Genomic DNA, 16,753 nt, shown 5'->3' on the forward strand with positions numbered 1-16,753 from the left:
CACCGCGTGGCAGCGCGCCCGCGCCACGCGGACCGCGGGCCGCGTCAACGCACTGGGCACGGCGATGGCCGAGGTCGGCAGGCACGTGACCTTCGCCGGCAGGGTCCTGGTCTCGCTCCCGACCGCCGTGGTCCGCTACCGGGGACAGGTGCTCCGCGAGGTCGTCGACGTGGGCTTCGGGTCCAAGTCGCTGGTCGCCGGCGGGGGCACGGTGGGCATCGTCCTGGCGATGTCCGCCGTGGCGGCCATCATGGTCGGGGTCGAGACCTACCGCGGCCTCGACCTCATCGGGATGACGACCCTGTCCGGGATGCTCTCGGCCATGGCCAACACCCGTGAGCTCGCGCCGGTGGTGGCATCCGTGGCCCTGGCCGCCAAGGTCGGCACCGGGTTCACCGCCAGGCTCGGGTCGATGCGCATCTCCGACGAGATCGACGCGCTCGACGCCATGTCCGTGCCGACAGTGCCGTATCTGGCGGGCACCCGCCTGGTGGCCACGATGATCTGCATCGTCCCGCTCTACGCGATCGGGTTGGTCGCCACCTACATCGCCACCCGGTTCGTGGTGGTGTACGTCAACGGCGGGTCGGCCGGGACCTACGACCACTTCTTCCACATCACCCTCGGTCCCGAGGACGTGCTGTACTCGCTGATCAAGGCCGTCGTGTTCGCCCTCGTGATCGTGCTCGTGCACTGCAGTTACGGCTATCACGCCACCGGCGGGCCCGAGGGGGTCGGCCATGCGGCGGGGCGTGCGTTGCGCACCAGCATCCTCGCGATCGGCTTCCTCGACATCGTGCTCACGTTCGCCCTGTGGGGTCTCGTGCCCGAGGTCCCCGCCCTGGGGATCACATGAGGCGCCGGGTGGCGCGCCCGGCGCCCGAGCGGACCCTGATCCTGCGCGGCGTGGTTGCGACCGTCGTGGCGGTGACGATCGGGGTGCTGCTGGTGGGCCGCGGGGCCGGCGTGTTCGACGCCGGGGCCACGGTGACCTCCGCACTGCCGGCCGCGGCGGGACGGATCCCGGAGAACGCACCGGTCCACCACCTGGGAGTGAAGGTCGGTGACGTGCGCGGGTCGGCGGGCGAGGTCGGTGACGACGACGAGCCCGGCACCCGCGTGGAGATGTTGATCGACCCCGAGCACGCCGACCACATCCCGGGGGACGTGGTCGTGCGGGTGGTCCCGCGCACGCTGTTCGGTGATGTCCGGCTGGACCTGGTCCCGGCCGGCGGAACCGGTCCGGCGGCGGGGCCCGTTTCCGGCCGGGTGCGGACGCTCACGGACGGCGACGAGCTGCCCGCGGACCGGTCGGACGAGGCGGTGCAGCTCTACGACGTGTTCACCCGGGCCAGCGATCTGTTGGTGTCCATCGAGCCGCAGCGGATGCAGGTGGCCCTCACCGCACTGTCCCGGGCACTCGACGGCCGCGGGGAGACCCTGGGCCGCGTTATCGACGACGCCGACCGGGCGACCGCCCAGCTCGACCCGGCGCTCGGCGACGCGCTCGACGCCTCCCCGGGAGTGGCCGCCCTCGCCGAGGACCTGGCCTCGGCGAGCCCGGCGATCCTCGCGACGATGGAGGAGGCCACCCGGCTGTCCGGGATCGTCCTCGACCGCCCGGGTTCCCTGGGCCGCCTCCTCGACGCGGGTCTGGGCGCCGGGGCCTCGGGCGCGGTCCTCGCCGACCGGACGGTGCCGGGCGCGATCAGGTTGGTCCACGATACCGGGGTCGTCTTCGACCGGACGGCCCGCAATCCACACGGGGTCATCCGGACCCTCTACGCGATGCGCCCCATGGGCGAGGCGGGCGCGGCGGCGTTCTCGACGGGCCGGTTCGACATCACCGCGGTCCCGTCGTTCGCCGATCCGATGCCCTACGGACCGCAGGACTGCCCGCAGTACCCGGACCTGGCGGGCTCGACCTGCACGGGCGAGCCCGCCCCGGACACCGGGCCCGGGCTGACGGTGAACGCCGCCTCGGAACGGGACGTCATCCGGGAGCTCCAGGCGGCGGCCGCGGGCGAGCCCGGGTCACCGGTCCCGCCGCCCGGGGTCCACGATGCGGGTCCCGACGCGGCCGCGTGGACGATGCTCGGCCCGCTCGTGCGTGGGAACGAGGTGGCGATCCGATGACCGGACGTCCGGGTCTGGCGCCAGCGGTGCAGCTCTTCGTCTTCTGCCTGCTCGGGGTCCTGTGCACGGTGTTGGTGATCAACACGCTGCGCGTACCGGTGGGGTTCGGTGCCCGCGGGTACAGCGCCGAGTTCGACGACGTGGGTGGGCTCGGGCCCGGATCCGAGGTCACCGTCGCCGGCGTCCGGGTCGGGCGGGTGCTCGGGGTGGACCGGGAGATCCGGGCGGGCGGTGCCGTCACCGCCGTGGTGCACTTCGAGGTCGAGCAGGACAACCCCGTCACCGCGGGCGCCCGTGCGTCGGTGCGGTACGGGGACATGCTCGGGATCCGCTACCTGTCGCTCGACCCGACCCCGGGCGGAGCGCCGGCCGTCCGTGGTGCGGTCGACATGCCCGAGGGTTCGCGCATCCCGATGGAGGACACCACGGGACCGGTGGACCTGACCGCCCTCGTCAACGGGTTCAAGCCGCTGTTCGACTCCGTCCGGCCGGAGGAGGTCAACGCGCTCTCGCACACGGTGGTCGCCGCGTTCCAGGGTGAGCCCGGCGCGATGGACACCCTCCTGTCGAGGTTGGCGCTGCTCAGCCGGGATGTCCTCGACCGCGAGGACGTCTACACCCGGCTCGCGGACAACGTCGAGGCGCTCGGGGATACCCTCACCGGTCGGGAGGGTGACCTGCGGCGTCTGGTCCGGGGGCTCGACGAGGTCTCCGGGGCGCTCGCCGACGGCGGGGGACGCGACCTCGCCCTGCTCATCGACCGCGGGGGTGCCTCGTCGGCGGCCCTGGCGGCGATGCTTGAGGAGACGGACCGCGACCTGCGGACGAGCGTGGACGCCGCGCGCCACACCACCGACGGCTGGGTCCCCCGGACCGACGAGTTCGAGTCGACGCTCGGCCGGGTGCCCGGGTTCGCCCGTGAGGTCAACGCACTGACCCGCAAGGGCGGGTTCCTGTCCCTGTACATGTGCAACTTCACCGTCTCGTGGGACGGGATGCAGGCCAACCCGTTCGGACACCAGAACTCGGAGGTGTGCAGGTGAGGGGGTCGGAGATGATCCGCGAGAGTCTGTCGGACCTGGTCCGGGACCCGCGGCACGCCCGCCGGGGGAACACGGTGCTGGTGGGGGCGGTGTCGATCCTGCTCGTGCTGGCGGTGTTCGTGGCCGGGGTCGCGCTGCCGCGCCTGTGGTACGTCCTTCGCACCGAGGCGTACACGGCGGAGTTCCACAACGCGGGCGGTCTGCGCGCCGGGGACACGGTGCTCGTCTCGGGCGTCCCGACCGGCAGGGTCGACTCACTGTCGATCGAGAACGGCCTGGCCGTGGTGGGGTTCCGCCTGGACCGGGGCCAGGGTCTCGGGGAGTCGAGCACCGCGACGGTCGGGCTCAAGTCGATCCTGGGCAACCGGTTCCTGGACGTCGTCCCGTCGGGTTCCGGAGACCTCGGTCCGCAGCGCCGCATCAGGGTGGAACGGACCACCTCCCCGTACATGATCGACGACGTCGGTGAGGCCGTGACCGACCTCGCCGACGGTCTCGACACCGAGGCGGTGAGCGCGGTGATCGACACCCTCGACAGTGTCCTGCCGCAGGACGCCGACGCCACGGGGCGGGCGATCGACGACGTCTCCGCCGCGCTCGGACTACTCGCACGGGAGGACGCCAGGATGAGTCAGGTCGTCACCACCACACGGGAGATCACCGGGATCCTCGTCACCCAGGAGGCCGGGATCCGCACGCTCACGGATCAGGCCCGTGTCCTGGTGACCGTGCTGACGCAGCGCCGGGAGGCCCTGCGGACTCTGGTCGCGTCGGTCGAGGACCTGGCGACCCGCGTCCGCTCGCTGCTCGGTTCCGAGGCCGAGGACGTCGACCGTCTCCTGGTCAACATGCGTTCGATCAGCGAGACCTACCACCGCAACATCGAGGTGATGGACGAGGCGCTCACCCGCCTGCCACCGGGTCTGCGCGCCGTGAGCGACGCGTCCGGCAACGGGCCCTGGACCGACGTCGCCACCCCCACCGGACCGATCCCCGACTCCGCCCTCTGTGCCCTGGGGGTGATGGACGGATGCCGTTGAGTCGCGCCCGTGTCCTCATCGTTCTCGCCACCGTCCTGGTCGCCGCGATCGTCCTCGCCGTGGTGATGGTCGGGGGACGCGGTGATTCCCGCGTGCGGATCACCGCCGAGTTCGCGACCGCGGACGGGATCTACGTGGGCTCCCAGGTGCGGATCGTCGGAGTCGAGGTGGGGCTGGTGGAGGAGGTCGAGCCCCTCGGGCCGGTCGTCCGGGTCGGGCTCTCCCTCAATCCCGGGACCCGACTGCCCGGGAACGTGGGCGCGGTGGTGATGAACCCCGCCGTCATCGCGGACAGGTTCGTCGAGCTCACCCCTGCGTACATCGACGGGCCCACCTTCCCGGACGGCGGCGTCATCCCGGTTGCCAGGACCCGGGCGCCACTGGACTTCGACGAGTTCGTCGCCGGCGTCGACACGTTGAGCTCGGCGTTCGCGCCGGGTGCCGAAGAGGTGGCCCGGGGCCTCGACCGTGGCGCCGCGGCGCTCGACGGCCGCGGGGAGGAGCTGAACCGCGCCATCCGCGACCTGTCCACCGTCTCCGCGGTGGGTGGAGACCGCGCGCAGGACCTCGGGGCGATCGTCACGGAACTGTCCGTGCTCATGGACGCCGCCGGCGGACGCGACCAGAAGATGCGTGACCTCGTCCTGGGGCTCGACGACCTGGGACGACAGATCAGGGAGGACGAGATCGACGTCGCCGCCCCCGCGGAGGACCTGCGCGTCATCCTCGACGAGGTGGACGGGATCATGGCCGCCCGCGGCGAGGACCTCACGGCCGCGACGGGGGCGACCCGCGATGTCACCGCCCTGTACGCGCGCCACCGCGCCGACTTCGCGGAGTTCCTCGACCAGTACCCGCAGATGATGGGCAACATGGCCGACAGCATCGGACCGGACGGTCGGGCGCGGATCCGCCTCAACATCTCGTCGAACATCACCCACTTCGAGCGCGGTCGCGAACTGTGCGCCCGCGAACCGCTGCCGTTGTGTACGGGGGCCGGACTGACCAATCCGCTCATGTTCCCCGTGGAGCAGAACGATCCACTCGGGATCGTGGGCGCCTTCGAACGCGCGACGGGAGGCGGGTGACCATGAGGGAGACCAGGACGGGACCGCACCTCATCCGCGGACTCGTGGCATCGATCGGGGTGGTCTTGCTGGTGCTGGCAGCTGTGGTCGCCGCGCACTCCCCGGCCCTGTCGTTGCAGGCGCTCCCGCTGGGGATGGACACCGGTGAGGACTCTACGGACGTGGAGATGCGATTCGAGCGGGCCGACCGCCTCGCCCCCGGTGCCGAGGTCCGGTACGGAGAGTCCCTGGTGGGGCGCGTCCGCACGGTGGACACCGACGGCAGCGACGCGGTGATCGGGGTCCGCCTCGAAGGTGATTCCGGGGTCCCCGCCGATGTACTCGCCGAGATCCGACTCCCGACCGCACTGGGGAGTCCGTTCATCGCGCTGAGCGCCCCCCGCGGTCCGGGGACCGCCGCACTGCTGGAGGACACGAGGGTGATCCCGCGGTCGCGTAGCGGGGTCGGTCCGGACCTCGAGTCGAGCCTGGCGTCGCTCGGGCTGCTGCTCAACGGCAGCGGGATCGACCAGCTCGGGTCGGTGATGGAGGAGCTGACCGTGGCCCTCGGAGGACGTGGGGAGGAGATCGGCAGGATCCGCGAACGCGGCGAGCGGGCTCTGGCCCTGTACGAGGCGCACCGGGACGATGTCGATCGCACGCTGCTGGCGTTGGACCGGGTCAACGCCGCGCTCGCCGGCCGCCGCGACCTCCTCGACCGTGGCCTGGACGTGTCCGCGGACCTGGTCTCGGAGGCCGCCCGTAGCAGGGAGACGATCGTCGCCCTCATGGACACCACGACCGCGCTGACGGTGCAGGTCGACCAGTTCACGTCGGCGACCGAGGGGAGGATCGCGCCGTCACTGCGGACCCTGACCGTCCTGCTCGAGGACATGGAGGGCTTCGGCGAGGAGGTCGCCCCCACCCTGGACGCGCTGGAGCGGTTCGTCATCCACCTCGACGAGGCGGCCCGCGGGGATCACCTCGTCTTCGACGGTGACCTCGACCTGACGGGCTCCCTCGACGTCCTGGGCACCGGCGGCGAGGTGCGGGCGGGGCGCCCGCTGCCGCCGGGTGCCACGGGTCCGGCCGACGCCCTGCCACCGATGGGGGGCACGCCGTGAACCGGCACATCGTCGCGCAGGCGTTGCTGTTCGCCCTCATCTCGGTCGTGGCGATCGGCTACGGCATCCGCTACATCGGGCAGGACGCGGACGTCTCCAGCGGTTTCCGGGTGGTGGCGCATGTCGAGGACGCGAGGGGGGTCGGGCCCGGGGTCCGGGTGACGTACCGCGGCGCGGACGTGGGGGTGGTCCAGGGTGCCGAGCTCGACGGTTCCGGCGGGGTCCGGTTGCGCCTCCGGATCCTCGAGGGGACGCGGATCCCCCGGGACTCCCTGGCCAAGGTGGTCACCAGCACCGCGCTGGGCGACAACCGGCTCGACGTGCGGCCCGAGACCGCGGACGGTCCCTACCTCGGGGAGGGCGACGAGTTGCGCGTCCCGGAGGACGTGCAGTCCCCGCCGCTGGCGGACCTCATCGCCGACATCGACGCCTCGCTGCGGGCCGTGGACCCCCGGTCCCTGGCCTCGTTCGGCGACAGCACCGCGGCAGCACTCGAGGGCAACGGGCCGAGACTGGGCGCGATCATCGAGGACACGGCGACGCTCGCGGCCGTGCTCGCCGACCGCGCACCGACCTTCCGGGGCCTCGTCGACGACGGGCTGGTGACGGTTCGCGCGCTCGCCGCCCGCGACGCACCCGTCTCCGGATCGGTGGCGACGGCGCGCGACGTCACCGGCCAGTTGGCACGTCGCGAGGACACCCTCGTGTACATGCTCGACCGCTCGCCCGAGGCGATGCTCCGCGCACAGAGGCTGCTCGATGACAACCGGGACGACGCGGCCGGCCTGCTCGCCAACACCCTCGTGGTCACCCCGGTGTTCCGGGACCGCGGGCCGGCGTGGGAGGCGGGTCTGACCCAGGGGGAGCGGGGCCTGCGCGCCCTGGCCGGCTCGGTGCGCGACGGACGCGCCGACTTCGCCCTCATCGCCACCCAGGGGCCGCTGTGTGTGTACCCGTACGAACCGCGCGACGTGCGAGACCACTCCTGGGAGGAGCCCGACCTGCGCATGTACTGCCCGCCCGGAGAGAACCTCGCCCAACGCGGCTCGCAGGCCGCACCGAGACCGAACGGCGAGGGCCTGGCCGGAGCCAACCGGCCGGGCACGCGGATCGGTCCGGACATGGCAGTGGACCCGTTGCTCGTCCCGACGGGTACCGAGATCGCCGCGTACTGGGCCACGATGATGGAAGGACTACGCAGCAATGGCGGTTGACGAGAAGACGACCGGCCCGGTCGACCGGGCCGAGGGGGCCGAAAGAGCCGAGCCCGGGGCCGAACAGGCCGGGGCCGAGCAGGCCGAGCCCGGGGCCGAACGCCGTCGCGGCCGTGCCGGACGGATCGTGACCGCACTGGTGATCGTGGCCCTGCTCGCGGCGACGGGAATCCTCGGCTACCTGACCTGGCAGAACCACCGGGACGCCGAACTCCGGCGCTCCGCCTCGGACGACGCGACCCGCCTGGTGACCCAGCTGGCCACGTACGACCACACCGACGTGGACGCGAACCTCGACGCCGTCGTCGCGGACGCCACCCCCGATTTCGCCGAGCGCTACCGCGAGGTCTCCGACGGCCTGCGCGAGCTGCTCGCCAGCGGCGAGGGCACCTCGACGGGGACCGTCACGCACGCCGCCGTCGAGAGCGTCGATGGCGATCGCGCGGTGGTCCTGGTGTTCCTGGACCAGGAGATCAGCAACGTCACCGTCCCCGACGGACGGGTCGACTCCAGCCGCATGGTCGTGACCGTGGTCCGCGACGGCGACCGCTGGCTCCTCGACGACGCCCAACTCGCCTGACCATTTTCGAAGGAGAACCGTCCGTGCTCACCGAACTGCACCGCAATCCCGCGCCGCCGATCACCCGTGGGAGACCGCCCGGGCTCACCGACGCGGTGGACTCCCTCGGCGCCGCCAGTGGCGTCGCCAACGTGATCATGCAACTGGCCTGGCCCGAGGTCGGATGGGGGGTGCGCGAGAGCCGGGTGGACACCGGCAACGTTTACAAACGCCCCTTCAAGCGGGCGCGGACGACATTCCAGTACCTCGCCGTCGCCACGCTCGGCAGCGACGAGGACAAGAGGGTCTACAGCGAGGAGGTCTACCGGATCCACCGGGAGGTGTTCTCCACGCCCGAGAGCCGGGTGAAGTACAGCGCGAACGACCCCAGACTGCAGATGTGGGTGGCCGCGTGCCTCTACATCGGGTTCGAGGACGTCTTCGAGTGGTTGCACGGTCCCATGACCGATTCCGACAGGGAGGCGTTCTACGCCTCCGCGCCGACGCTGGGCACGACCTTGCAGGTGCGGCCCGACCAGTGGCCCGCCACCCGCGCCGACTTCGAGGGCTATTGGCGCGAGGGCATGGCGAGGATCCGCTTCGACGAACCCGTCCGGGAGCACCTGGTCGGGCTGACCGAACTCCGGATGCTGCCGCAGCCCGCCACCCTGCTGTTCGGGCGGATCAACAAGTGGATCACCAGCGGCTTCCTGCACCGCGAGTTCCGGGACGAACTCGGACTCCCGTGGAGCCCGCGCGACCAGCGCCGTTTCGAGAGCTTCCTCGCCGCGACCGCCCGGCTCAACGGGCTGCTGCCGGAGACGGTTCGGACGATCACCTACCGGATCCTGCTCATCGACCTGAGGTGGCGGTTGAGGACCGGCCGGTCGCTCATGTGAGGCTCAGGCCTCCGCGGCGAGCTCCGGCTCGCGCTCCTCGTCCCACACGCCGGCCCGCTCGAGGTGGGCGATGAGCAGTGTCGCGCCGCCCGCGAACTCGGACTCCACCACGTCGTGGGCGGTCTCGACATCGCCGCTACGCAGCGCCTCGAGCATGCGACGGTGGTCCAGCAGTGCGCCCGCACGCCAGTCGGGGTCGTCCGCGTACAGCCGGTAGGGCATGTAGCGGGCGGCGTTCGACAGGAAGCGGGAGAGCTTGTCCGACCGGGAAGCCCGGTTGAGCGTCCGGTGGATGGCGTACTGCGCGTGCACGACACCGTTGGTGTCACCGGATGCGGACGCCTTCTCGAAGTCGTCGATCAACCGGGCGTGGAACTCGAGCGTGGCCGCGTCGTAGCGGGTGATCGCCCGGTCGACGATCCGCTTGGACAGTTCCGCCTGGAGCCAGAAGATGTCCTCGATGTCCTGCCGGCTCATCGGGGAGACCAGGTACCCGCGCCGCGGCACCAGGTCGACGAGGCCCTCGCCGCGCAGGGTGAGCAGTGCCTCGCGGACCGGGGTCACGCTCACCCCGAGGGCCGCGGCGGTCTCGTCGAGCCGGATGAAGTCCCCGGGACGGACCTCGCCGCTCATGATGCGGGTCCGCACGTGGTCGGCGACCTCCTCGGAGAGCTGGGGGCGCTGGGCGAGTCGTGTGGGGGCCACGTCCGCCACCTCGTTTCACAAGAAGGAGCACCCGCGGGGGGTGCCGAGGACCGATAATCGAAATCAAATATATCTGTAGCGGCTCACACTACCTCGCCGGGGGTGGCATCGCCGCCCGTGCGAAAGGGATTCACGTGAAACATCTCGTGTCCGCGCTCGTTCTCGCGATGGCGGCCCTCGTCGTCGTCCCCTCTGGCGCCGCCGCGCAGCCCGGCCCCGCCGCCCCGACCACGGGGGCCACCGCACCGGTCGCGGCCGGCACGGTCCCGCCTCCCACCGCCGGTGGCCCGCACCCGGTGCCCGCGTCGTTCGTCGACGGACTGCGCGCGGAGGTGCAGAACCCTCTCGGCGAGCACCCGGCCACCAACGACTGGGACTGCGAACTGACCGAGGCCCGGCCGCGCCCGGTGGTCCTGGTCCACGGCACGTTCCTCAACCGCCAGGACAACTGGGCCTACCTCGCACCGAGCCTGGCCAACGAGGGGTACTGCGTCTACGCCCTGACCTACGGCGCGCATCCGGAGGCCCCGTGGCCGCTGAACGCGCTGGGCGGGACGCGGACGATGGAGGAGGGCGCCGCCGAGCTCGCCGGGTTCGTCGACCGGGTGCGCGAGGCGACCGGGGCGGAGAAGGTCGATCTGGTGGGGCACTCGCAGGGCACGATCATGCCGGCGGTCTACGTCAACGAGATGGGCGGCCACCGCTACGTCGAGAACTACGTCGGGCTCGGCTCGGTGTGGCGGGGCAGTACGGCGTTCTTCCTCTCCACGATCTTCGACGCGTTCGGGCAGGTGGGCATCCGCGACGAGGTCCAGGACTTCATCCACACCGCCGGATGCGGCGCGTGCAACCAGGTCCTCGCGGGCAGCCGGTTCTTCCACGACCTGTGGCGGGACGGGACCCCGTACCACCCGGACGTGCGATACACGAACATCCTCACGAACATCGACGAGATCGTCACCCCGTACACCAGCGGGTACGTCGAGGGTCCCAATGCGGAGAACCACGTCGTGCAGGACTACTGCCCGCTGGACTTCTCCGAGCACGTCTCCATCGTCACCGACCCCGTCGCCCGCGATCTGGTGTTCAACGCGCTCGACCCCGCCACCCCGCGTCCGGTGGGCTGCGAGTTCGTCCCGCCGATCACGCCGCTGCACAGCTGATGCGGGGGAGGCCGACGTCCCCGGCTGTGGGCGGACCGCCGCCCGCCCGTCACGGGTCCTCCGCCCGGGGCGACAGGACGCGGTGACGCTGCGGATCGATCCAGGCGGTCAACGCGTCACCCGCACAGTCGATCAATCGCTGCCTGTCCATGTGGGGCTCGCGGTTCACCCCGATCCGCATGGCGGCAGCGAACCCCAGCGTGACGCCGACGTACGACAGTTCGGACACCTCGGTGTCGGACAGGTCGGGGCGGTGGGACGCCAGAAAATGCCGTCCGAGGCGCATCAACTGACCCTCGACCTCGGGGAGGATGGTGCCCTGCAGGCCCATCGGCACCTCGTTCGCGAGCGCGTTGATGATGGCCGCATTGCGTTCGACCGCCTCGACGAGGAGCGCGAACAGCTGACGCACGGCGACCGCCGGTTCGAACGACAGCGACGACATCACCACCCCGGCGAGTTCGTCGGTCATCTCCGCGCTGGTGCGATCGCGGAGCGCGATGAGCAGGTCGTTCTTGTCGGCGAAGTACCGGTAGACCGTTCCGATGCCGATCCCGGCCTCCGAGGCGATCTGATTGGTGGTCAGACCGATGTACCCGTGGCGGATCAAAAGCCGAGCAGTGGTGTCCAGGATCTTCTCGATCGTGTCCTGGGAGCGCTTCTGCACGGGCTTGTAGCGGGCTGAACTGGGCATTGTCCTAATCCACCAGGCCCGAGGATCGATGTCAATAACCGAGTTGAAGGTGAGTATCCCTCAGCAATAGCCTCGATATGATTCCGGTCACATCCGCGCCGGCACGTGGACGAACGAGGGAGACGACGCCATGTCAACGTCGACGACGACACCGCCGCGGGACCCCGTCGGCTCGCCCCACCCGTTCGACTACTTCCACCGTCCCGGCATGCCGCTGCGGCCGTGGCCGGAGCGGTCGACCGAGAGCCATGAGCTGTGGGACGCCTCGCGCAGCCGCTTCGTCGAACCGATGGTGCCGCGGGAACGGCTGACGTCGCCGTCACCGATGATCGATCTCGTGGCCGATCATCAATGGCAGGGCGACGAACTGATGGACGACGTGGTGCACGCATTCCGACGAATCGGCATGGCCGAGGGGCGGCGGATGCTCGAACTCGCCCTGGACAACGGCATCGACGCCGTGAACGATCCGCCGCCGGAGCTGGAGAGACTGTTCGCCAGCCTGGACAATCCACCCGCGTGGCACGATCCGGAACGGTGGGAGCGTGGGCGCCGGCTGTGGATCAGCGGGTCGTTCGCAGGCAAGACGGGGATGGCGGTGATGGATGCGTTGGCGACCTTCGTCGGCAACGACGTCTCGACCGCCACGGGGACGACGCGCAGGTTCATCAACGACTACCAGAGGCGGATGTTCGAGACCTACACCTGGTTCTGGAACGTCACCCGCGCCAGCGCCATGGACCGGTACTCGCCGGTCTTCAAGGACACCGTCAAGGTCCGCCTCATGCACTCCCAGGTCCGCGCCGGCCTCCGACGGTCCTGGAAGCCGGAGAGTTTCGATCGCGACGGCTGCCCGATCTCGTGCACCGCGATGCTGATGGGCGCGATCTCGTTCGGCCTCCTGCCGATGCTCGTGGATCAGGGACACGGCCGTCGGTACTCCCAGGTGGATCTGGACGATGCGTGGATCCACTGGGCGTACATCGCCCACGTCTTCGGCGTCAGCGAGGACGTCATCCCCACCACCGCCGACGACGCCGTCGAGGTGCTCAACCACTTCCTGCCGTACACCGGCGGCCCGACCGAGGCGACCGCGGAGATGTCCGGGGCTGCCGCCGCCAACCTCTCCGCCGAGGACGGTCGGCTGAGCCTGAAGGGGCGCGCGATGGTGGGCCCCCTGTTGGGCATGATGGCCTACTTCGGCGGGGAGCCCGCGGTGCGTGCCCTCATCGCCACCACACCGGTGCGCGACATCCCGATCGCTCGGTGGGTGCGGGTGATCGGGGTGGTGGCCAGGGTCAACGTCCGGATGAACCGGATCGCCGACGCTCTGCCGTTCGAGGACGCACGTCTGCGTCGGCGTGCACGGAGGGGAGACCGATTCTGGCGCGTCAATGTCCTGACCTCACGAGCCGCCGCCGCGCGCAGGGGAATCCTGACCACACCGTACGACCACCACGACGCCACGCCATCGACACCGGTCGGGTGCCCGATCCACTGACCACACGACCGGGCGGAACGGGGTCGCCGGCGTCGGGAACCTCGCCCCGGATCGGCCGTACGCCCTGCGGCGAGGGATGAGCCGGGTGAGACTGGGGGCATGACCTCCACCGAGAACCGTCCCGCCGTCCGTACCGAGCGCCGGGACCACGTCCTGCTCGTCACCCTCGACCGTCCGGAGGCCCGCAACGCCGTCAACGGCGAGGTCAGCACGCTGCTGGGCAACGCACTGCACGAGGCGGACACCGACCCCGGGATCCGGGTGGTGGTGATCACCGGCGCGGGCGAGCGGTCGTTCTGCGCCGGAGCGGACCTCAAGGCCATCTCCCGGGGCGAGGACATCTTCCCGGCCGAGAACCGGCAGTGGGGATTCGCGGGGATGATGCAGCAGTACGTGTCGGTCCCCGTGATCGCCGCGGTCAACGGGACCGCGCTGGGTGGGGGCTGCGAGATCGCCCTGGCCTGCGACCTCGTGGTGGCGGCCGACCACGCGGTGTTCGGGCTGCCGGAGGTGCGGCGCGGGCTCATCGCCGCCGCCGGTGGCGCCTTCCGGCTGCCCGCCCAGCTGCCCCACCGGGTCGCGATGGAGATGATGCTCACCGGCGAACCGATCACCGCCGATCGCGCCCTCGACCTCCACCTGATCAACCGGGTCGTCCCGGCCGACCGGCTGCTCGACACGGCCCTCGAACTGGCCGCCACCATCGCGTCGAACGCGCCGCTGGCGGTCCAGGGGACCAAACGGGTCGCGCTCGGGATCACCGACGGCGGGCGACCGGCGGAGGTCGACAGGTGGAAGGTCAGCGACACGGAGATGATCACCGTCATGACCTCCGAGGACGCGGCCGAGGGCCCGCGGGCGTTCGCGGAGAAGCGCGCCCCCGTGTGGAAGGCCCGCTGAACCGGGTCCCGATGAGACCCATCCCACACGGCATCCGGATGTGAACTCCGTCCCGCGGCCCTACATTTCCTTCATGGGAGCAGGGTTGAGGACCATGGTCGTCGAAGAGGACCTGCACGTCCTCGACACGACGAGTCGGGAGCTGGCACCCCGTGCGGCGGAGTTGCTGGCGCGCAGGGGTGGACACGGCGCGGGTGAGGAACTGCGCAACTGCGTCGTCCGCGTCGCGACGGACCCCGCCCGGTCCGCCGCGGAGCTGAGATCGGCCCTGCATGCCGGGCGGGCGGGACTCAACGAGGCGGGGTTCGAGCTCGGGTTGGCGGTGGTGGCCGCCGGGGCCGTCCCGCTCGTGCCCCCGGGATCCGCTCTCGTCGACGAGAGCCCGAGGACGCGGCGACTCCTGGCCGACTACGAGTACCTGGCCCGGGATCAGATCTACTGCGGCGTCCGCATCCGGGTGGAGGCCCGTGATGCCGACGAGGCGGTCTGGGTGTCCTGCCGGGTCTCGCCGTACCTGCCGGTGTTCCTCGCCCTCACGGCGAGCTCGCCCTTCCTGCGGGACGGGTCGGACTCCGGCTACGCGAGCTGCCGGTCGGTGGCCGCCTCGCAGTGGCCCACGGCCGCGCCGGTCGCCGGGGTGTGCTCGGCGGCGGAGTTCGACGAGTTGGTGGCCGACCTCGTGGCGAGCGGGGTGGTGGTCGATGCGTCGATGGTGGGCTTCGGCGTACAGCCCGGGCCGGGTGGACGGACGGTGGAGCTGCAGGTGGGCGACGCCTGCCCCTCCGCCGACGCCACCGTCCTGGCGGCCGCCCTGTTCCGGGCGCTGGTCGAGCGTGAGGCGGCCGCGGTCGCGAACGGCGCCGAGGTCGCCGCCCCGGCCGAGACCAGGCTGCGCGCGGCCCTGTGGCGCGCCGCGCGGTCGGGCCTCGAGGGCGACCTCGTGGACCCCGCCACGTTCCGGGCCCGGCCCGCCGCGGACGTCGTCTCCGACCTGGTGGACTCCCTGACCGACGAGTTGACGCGGTCGGGCGACCTCGACACCGTGTGCACCCTGCTCGACAACGCGCTCTACAACGGCAGCAGTGCGTTCCGTCAGCGTCAGACCCTCCGCCGACGGGGGCACGCCCACGACGTGGTGGACCTGCTCGCGGCGGAGACGGCCGGGGTCAGCGGTCCCCGGTCGGCGGTCCCCGATGCCCACTCGCGGCTGTTCGGCGTCTACGAACCGATCGACGGTCTGGACGCCGACCCCAGCTGGGACGAGGCGGTCGAGGAGGGGGGCTCGCCCCGCCGGTCCTACGGCCCGCTGGTGTCGGCCCTGGAGCGGGCCGGCACCGTGCGGCTCCGGTCGCGACAGGTGACGGCCGAACAGGAGGCCTCGGTCGCCGGGGTGACGTTCCGGGTCACCGGGCAGGAGCGGCCTCAGGCGTTCCCGATGGACTTCGTACCCCGCATCATCTCTCCGGAGGTGTGGCGGATGCTGGCCGCGGGCACCGAACAGCGCGCCCGTGCCCTGGACGCCTTCCTCGACGACATCTACGGGGACCGGGAATTCGTGCGCGCGGGTCACCTGACGCCCGAGTCGCTGGACCGCGCCCCCGGGCACCGCAGCACGGGACGGGTGCAACGACCGGGGCGGACCCGGGCGCACATCTGCGGGATCGACCTGGTGTGCGGCGACGACGGCAAGTGGTTCGTTCTCGAGGACAACGTCCGGGTGCCGTCCGGGATCGCCTTCTCGCACGCGCTGCGGCAGATGACCACCTCGCTGTTCGGCGACCTCACGGAGGGGTTCGACCTGCACACGCCCGACCAGGCGTTCGGCATGATCCGGCAGACGCTCGAGGCGGCCGCGCCACCGGCCGCCGGGGACGACCCGCAGCTCGCGGTGGTCTCCTCCGGTGCGACCGACTCGGCGTGGTTCGAACACCGGCTCATCGCGCAGCGCACCGGCCTGCCCCTGGTCACTCCCGACCGGTTGACCTTCCGTGACGGAATCCTGCACCACCGTGCCGGCCGCGACCTGCACCGGGTGGACGTGATGTACGCCCGGATCGACGAGGACATGCTTCTCAGCTCCCCCGGGGAGGACGGCGTCCCCCTGCGCGACGGGCTGCTCGACGCGCTCGGAGCCGGACGCCTGACGATCGCCAACGCGCTGGGCAACGGGGTGGCCGACGACAAGGCCGTCTACGCCTCCGTCCCCGCCATGATCGACTTCTACCTGGGCGAGACCCCCGTCCTGGACCAGGTCCCCACGTACCTGTGTGCCGACCGGACCCAGCGGGACCTCGTGCTGGACCGGCTCGGCGAACTCGTGGTCAAGCCCATCGACGGGTACGGCGGCCTCGGCATCACCATCGGTCCGGAATGCTCCGAGGCCGAACTCGCCGCCCGCCGGGAGGACCTGCTCACCCGACCGGAGGGGTTCATCGCCCAGGAGGTCGTGCCCCTGTCCACACTGCCCACCTTCGACGGCACCCGGATGCAGCGCCGGCACGTGGACCTGCGCGCGTTCGCCCACGTCCGACGCGAGGGGGGCAGGACCACCGCGCACGCGGTCCCGGCCGGACTCACCCGGGTGGCACCGGCGGGGTCGATGATCGTCAACTCCTCACGTGGGGGCGGCGGCAAGGACACGTGGATCATGCGCTGAGTCCTGGCCCGTCCCGCGGAGCTGCTGCGGGTGCGGGCACGTCCGGGTTCCC

Annotated in this window: 15 protein-coding genes; 13 read left to right on the forward strand and 2 right to left on the reverse strand. The window is 71.4% G+C overall.

Annotated elements, in window-relative coordinates:
• Positions 1 to 64: 64 nt before the first annotated feature.
• The 9 genes from AC3DE3_RS05095 to AC3DE3_RS05135 are packed head-to-tail and all read left to right on the forward strand — an operon-like array spanning position 65 to position 9,082.
• Entirely contained in the window at positions 65 to 856 is a 792-nt protein-coding gene (locus AC3DE3_RS05095) for an MlaE family ABC transporter permease (protein ID WP_488369615.1), read from the forward strand.
• Positions 853 to 2,136 carry an MlaD family protein gene (locus AC3DE3_RS05100; protein ID WP_488369207.1) on the forward strand — a complete coding sequence of 428 codons (1,284 nt, stop codon included), beginning with the start codon at positions 853 to 855 and terminating at the stop codon, positions 2,134 to 2,136. Before AC3DE3_RS05095 ends, AC3DE3_RS05100 begins: the two co-directional genes overlap by 4 nt.
• The gene (locus tag AC3DE3_RS05105) at positions 2,133 to 3,179 is read left to right on the forward strand and encodes an MlaD family protein (protein ID WP_488369208.1); all 1,047 of its coding nucleotides are present in this window, start codon (positions 2,133 to 2,135) and stop codon (positions 3,177 to 3,179) included. The genes AC3DE3_RS05100 and AC3DE3_RS05105 overlap by 4 nt, the downstream gene beginning before the upstream one ends.
• A gap of 11 nt (positions 3,180 to 3,190) precedes the next feature.
• Entirely contained in the window at positions 3,191 to 4,219 is a 1,029-nt protein-coding gene (locus AC3DE3_RS05110; RefSeq protein ID WP_260486064.1) for an MCE family protein, read from the forward strand.
• Positions 4,210 to 5,307 (forward strand): MCE family protein, encoded by a 1,098-nt coding sequence (locus tag AC3DE3_RS05115; protein ID WP_260486063.1) that lies wholly within the window; start codon positions 4,210 to 4,212, stop codon positions 5,305 to 5,307. Before AC3DE3_RS05110 ends, AC3DE3_RS05115 begins: the two co-directional genes overlap by 10 nt.
• A 2-nt stretch (positions 5,308 to 5,309) precedes the next feature.
• Positions 5,310 to 6,410, forward strand: a complete 1,101-nt coding sequence (locus tag AC3DE3_RS05120) for an MlaD family protein (RefSeq protein WP_260486062.1) — start codon at positions 5,310 to 5,312, stop codon at positions 6,408 to 6,410.
• Positions 6,407 to 7,624, forward strand: coding sequence for an MlaD family protein (locus tag AC3DE3_RS05125; protein ID WP_488369209.1), 1,218 nt, complete (start codon positions 6,407 to 6,409; stop codon positions 7,622 to 7,624). The genes AC3DE3_RS05120 and AC3DE3_RS05125 overlap by 4 nt, the downstream gene beginning before the upstream one ends.
• Positions 7,614 to 8,204: a hypothetical protein gene (locus tag AC3DE3_RS05130; RefSeq protein WP_260486060.1), complete on the forward strand. Its 591-nt coding sequence runs from the start codon at positions 7,614 to 7,616 to the stop codon at positions 8,202 to 8,204. Before AC3DE3_RS05125 ends, AC3DE3_RS05130 begins: the two co-directional genes overlap by 11 nt.
• 23 nt (positions 8,205 to 8,227) lie before the next feature.
• Positions 8,228 to 9,082 (forward strand): oxygenase MpaB family protein, encoded by an 855-nt coding sequence (locus AC3DE3_RS05135; protein WP_260486059.1) that lies wholly within the window; start codon positions 8,228 to 8,230, stop codon positions 9,080 to 9,082.
• A 3-nt stretch (positions 9,083 to 9,085) separates the two neighbouring features.
• Here the strand turns inward: AC3DE3_RS05135 and AC3DE3_RS05140 are convergent, their stop codons facing one another.
• Positions 9,086 to 9,796, reverse strand: a complete 711-nt coding sequence (locus tag AC3DE3_RS05140) for a GntR family transcriptional regulator (RefSeq protein WP_488369210.1) — start codon at positions 9,794 to 9,796, stop codon at positions 9,086 to 9,088.
• A gap of 125 nt (positions 9,797 to 9,921) precedes the next feature.
• Here AC3DE3_RS05140 and AC3DE3_RS05145 point away from each other — a divergent pair, with 125 nt between their 5' ends.
• Positions 9,922 to 10,950: an esterase/lipase family protein gene (locus AC3DE3_RS05145; RefSeq protein WP_488369211.1), complete on the forward strand. Its 1,029-nt coding sequence runs from the start codon at positions 9,922 to 9,924 to the stop codon at positions 10,948 to 10,950.
• Positions 10,951 to 10,999: 49 nt separating this feature from the next.
• On the opposite strand, the gene AC3DE3_RS05150 is transcribed toward AC3DE3_RS05145, so the two are convergent.
• Entirely contained in the window at positions 11,000 to 11,644 is a 645-nt protein-coding gene (locus AC3DE3_RS05150) for a TetR/AcrR family transcriptional regulator (RefSeq protein WP_488369212.1), read from the reverse strand.
• A 130-nt stretch (positions 11,645 to 11,774) separates the two neighbouring features.
• Between AC3DE3_RS05150 and AC3DE3_RS05155 the strand changes: the two genes are divergently transcribed.
• From AC3DE3_RS05155 to AC3DE3_RS05165, 3 genes are all read left to right on the forward strand, one after another.
• Positions 11,775 to 13,145 (forward strand): oxygenase MpaB family protein, encoded by a 1,371-nt coding sequence (locus tag AC3DE3_RS05155; RefSeq protein ID WP_488369213.1) that lies wholly within the window; start codon positions 11,775 to 11,777, stop codon positions 13,143 to 13,145.
• A gap of 99 nt (positions 13,146 to 13,244) precedes the next feature.
• Positions 13,245 to 14,045, forward strand: a complete 801-nt coding sequence (locus tag AC3DE3_RS05160) for a crotonase/enoyl-CoA hydratase family protein (protein WP_488369214.1) — start codon at positions 13,245 to 13,247, stop codon at positions 14,043 to 14,045.
• Positions 14,046 to 14,118: 73 nt separating this feature from the next.
• Entirely contained in the window at positions 14,119 to 16,701 is a 2,583-nt protein-coding gene (locus AC3DE3_RS05165; RefSeq protein WP_488369215.1) for a YbdK family carboxylate-amine ligase, read from the forward strand.
• The last annotated feature ends 52 nt before the right edge of the window (positions 16,702 to 16,753 follow it).

The organism is Dietzia sp. IBK-p2-16D, from assembly GCF_057773085.1.

Excerpts from the sequence above, each read along its gene's own strand:
- AC3DE3_RS05105 (WP_488369208.1), top strand. The coding sequence starts at position 2,133 with ATGACCGGACGTCCGGGTCTGGCGCCAGCGGTGCAGCTCTTCGTCTTC.
- AC3DE3_RS05100 (WP_488369207.1), top strand. The coding sequence starts at position 853 with ATGAGGCGCCGGGTGGCGCGCCCGGCGCCCGAGCGGACCCTGATCCTG.
- AC3DE3_RS05165 (WP_488369215.1), top strand. The coding sequence starts at position 14,119 with ATGGGAGCAGGGTTGAGGACCATGGTCGTCGAAGAGGACCTGCACGTC.
- AC3DE3_RS05130 (WP_260486060.1), top strand. The coding sequence starts at position 7,614 with ATGGCGGTTGACGAGAAGACGACCGGCCCGGTCGACCGGGCCGAGGGG.
- AC3DE3_RS05120 (WP_260486062.1), top strand. The coding sequence starts at position 5,310 with ATGAGGGAGACCAGGACGGGACCGCACCTCATCCGCGGACTCGTGGCA.
- AC3DE3_RS05110 (WP_260486064.1), top strand. The coding sequence starts at position 3,191 with ATGATCCGCGAGAGTCTGTCGGACCTGGTCCGGGACCCGCGGCACGCC.
- AC3DE3_RS05095 (WP_488369615.1), top strand. The coding sequence starts at position 65 with ATGGCCGAGGTCGGCAGGCACGTGACCTTCGCCGGCAGGGTCCTGGTC.
- AC3DE3_RS05155 (WP_488369213.1), top strand. The coding sequence starts at position 11,775 with ATGTCAACGTCGACGACGACACCGCCGCGGGACCCCGTCGGCTCGCCC.
- AC3DE3_RS05160 (WP_488369214.1), top strand. The coding sequence starts at position 13,245 with ATGACCTCCACCGAGAACCGTCCCGCCGTCCGTACCGAGCGCCGGGAC.
- AC3DE3_RS05115 (WP_260486063.1), top strand. The coding sequence starts at position 4,210 with ATGCCGTTGAGTCGCGCCCGTGTCCTCATCGTTCTCGCCACCGTCCTG.
- AC3DE3_RS05150 (WP_488369212.1), bottom strand. The coding sequence starts at position 11,644 with ATGCCCAGTTCAGCCCGCTACAAGCCCGTGCAGAAGCGCTCCCAGGAC.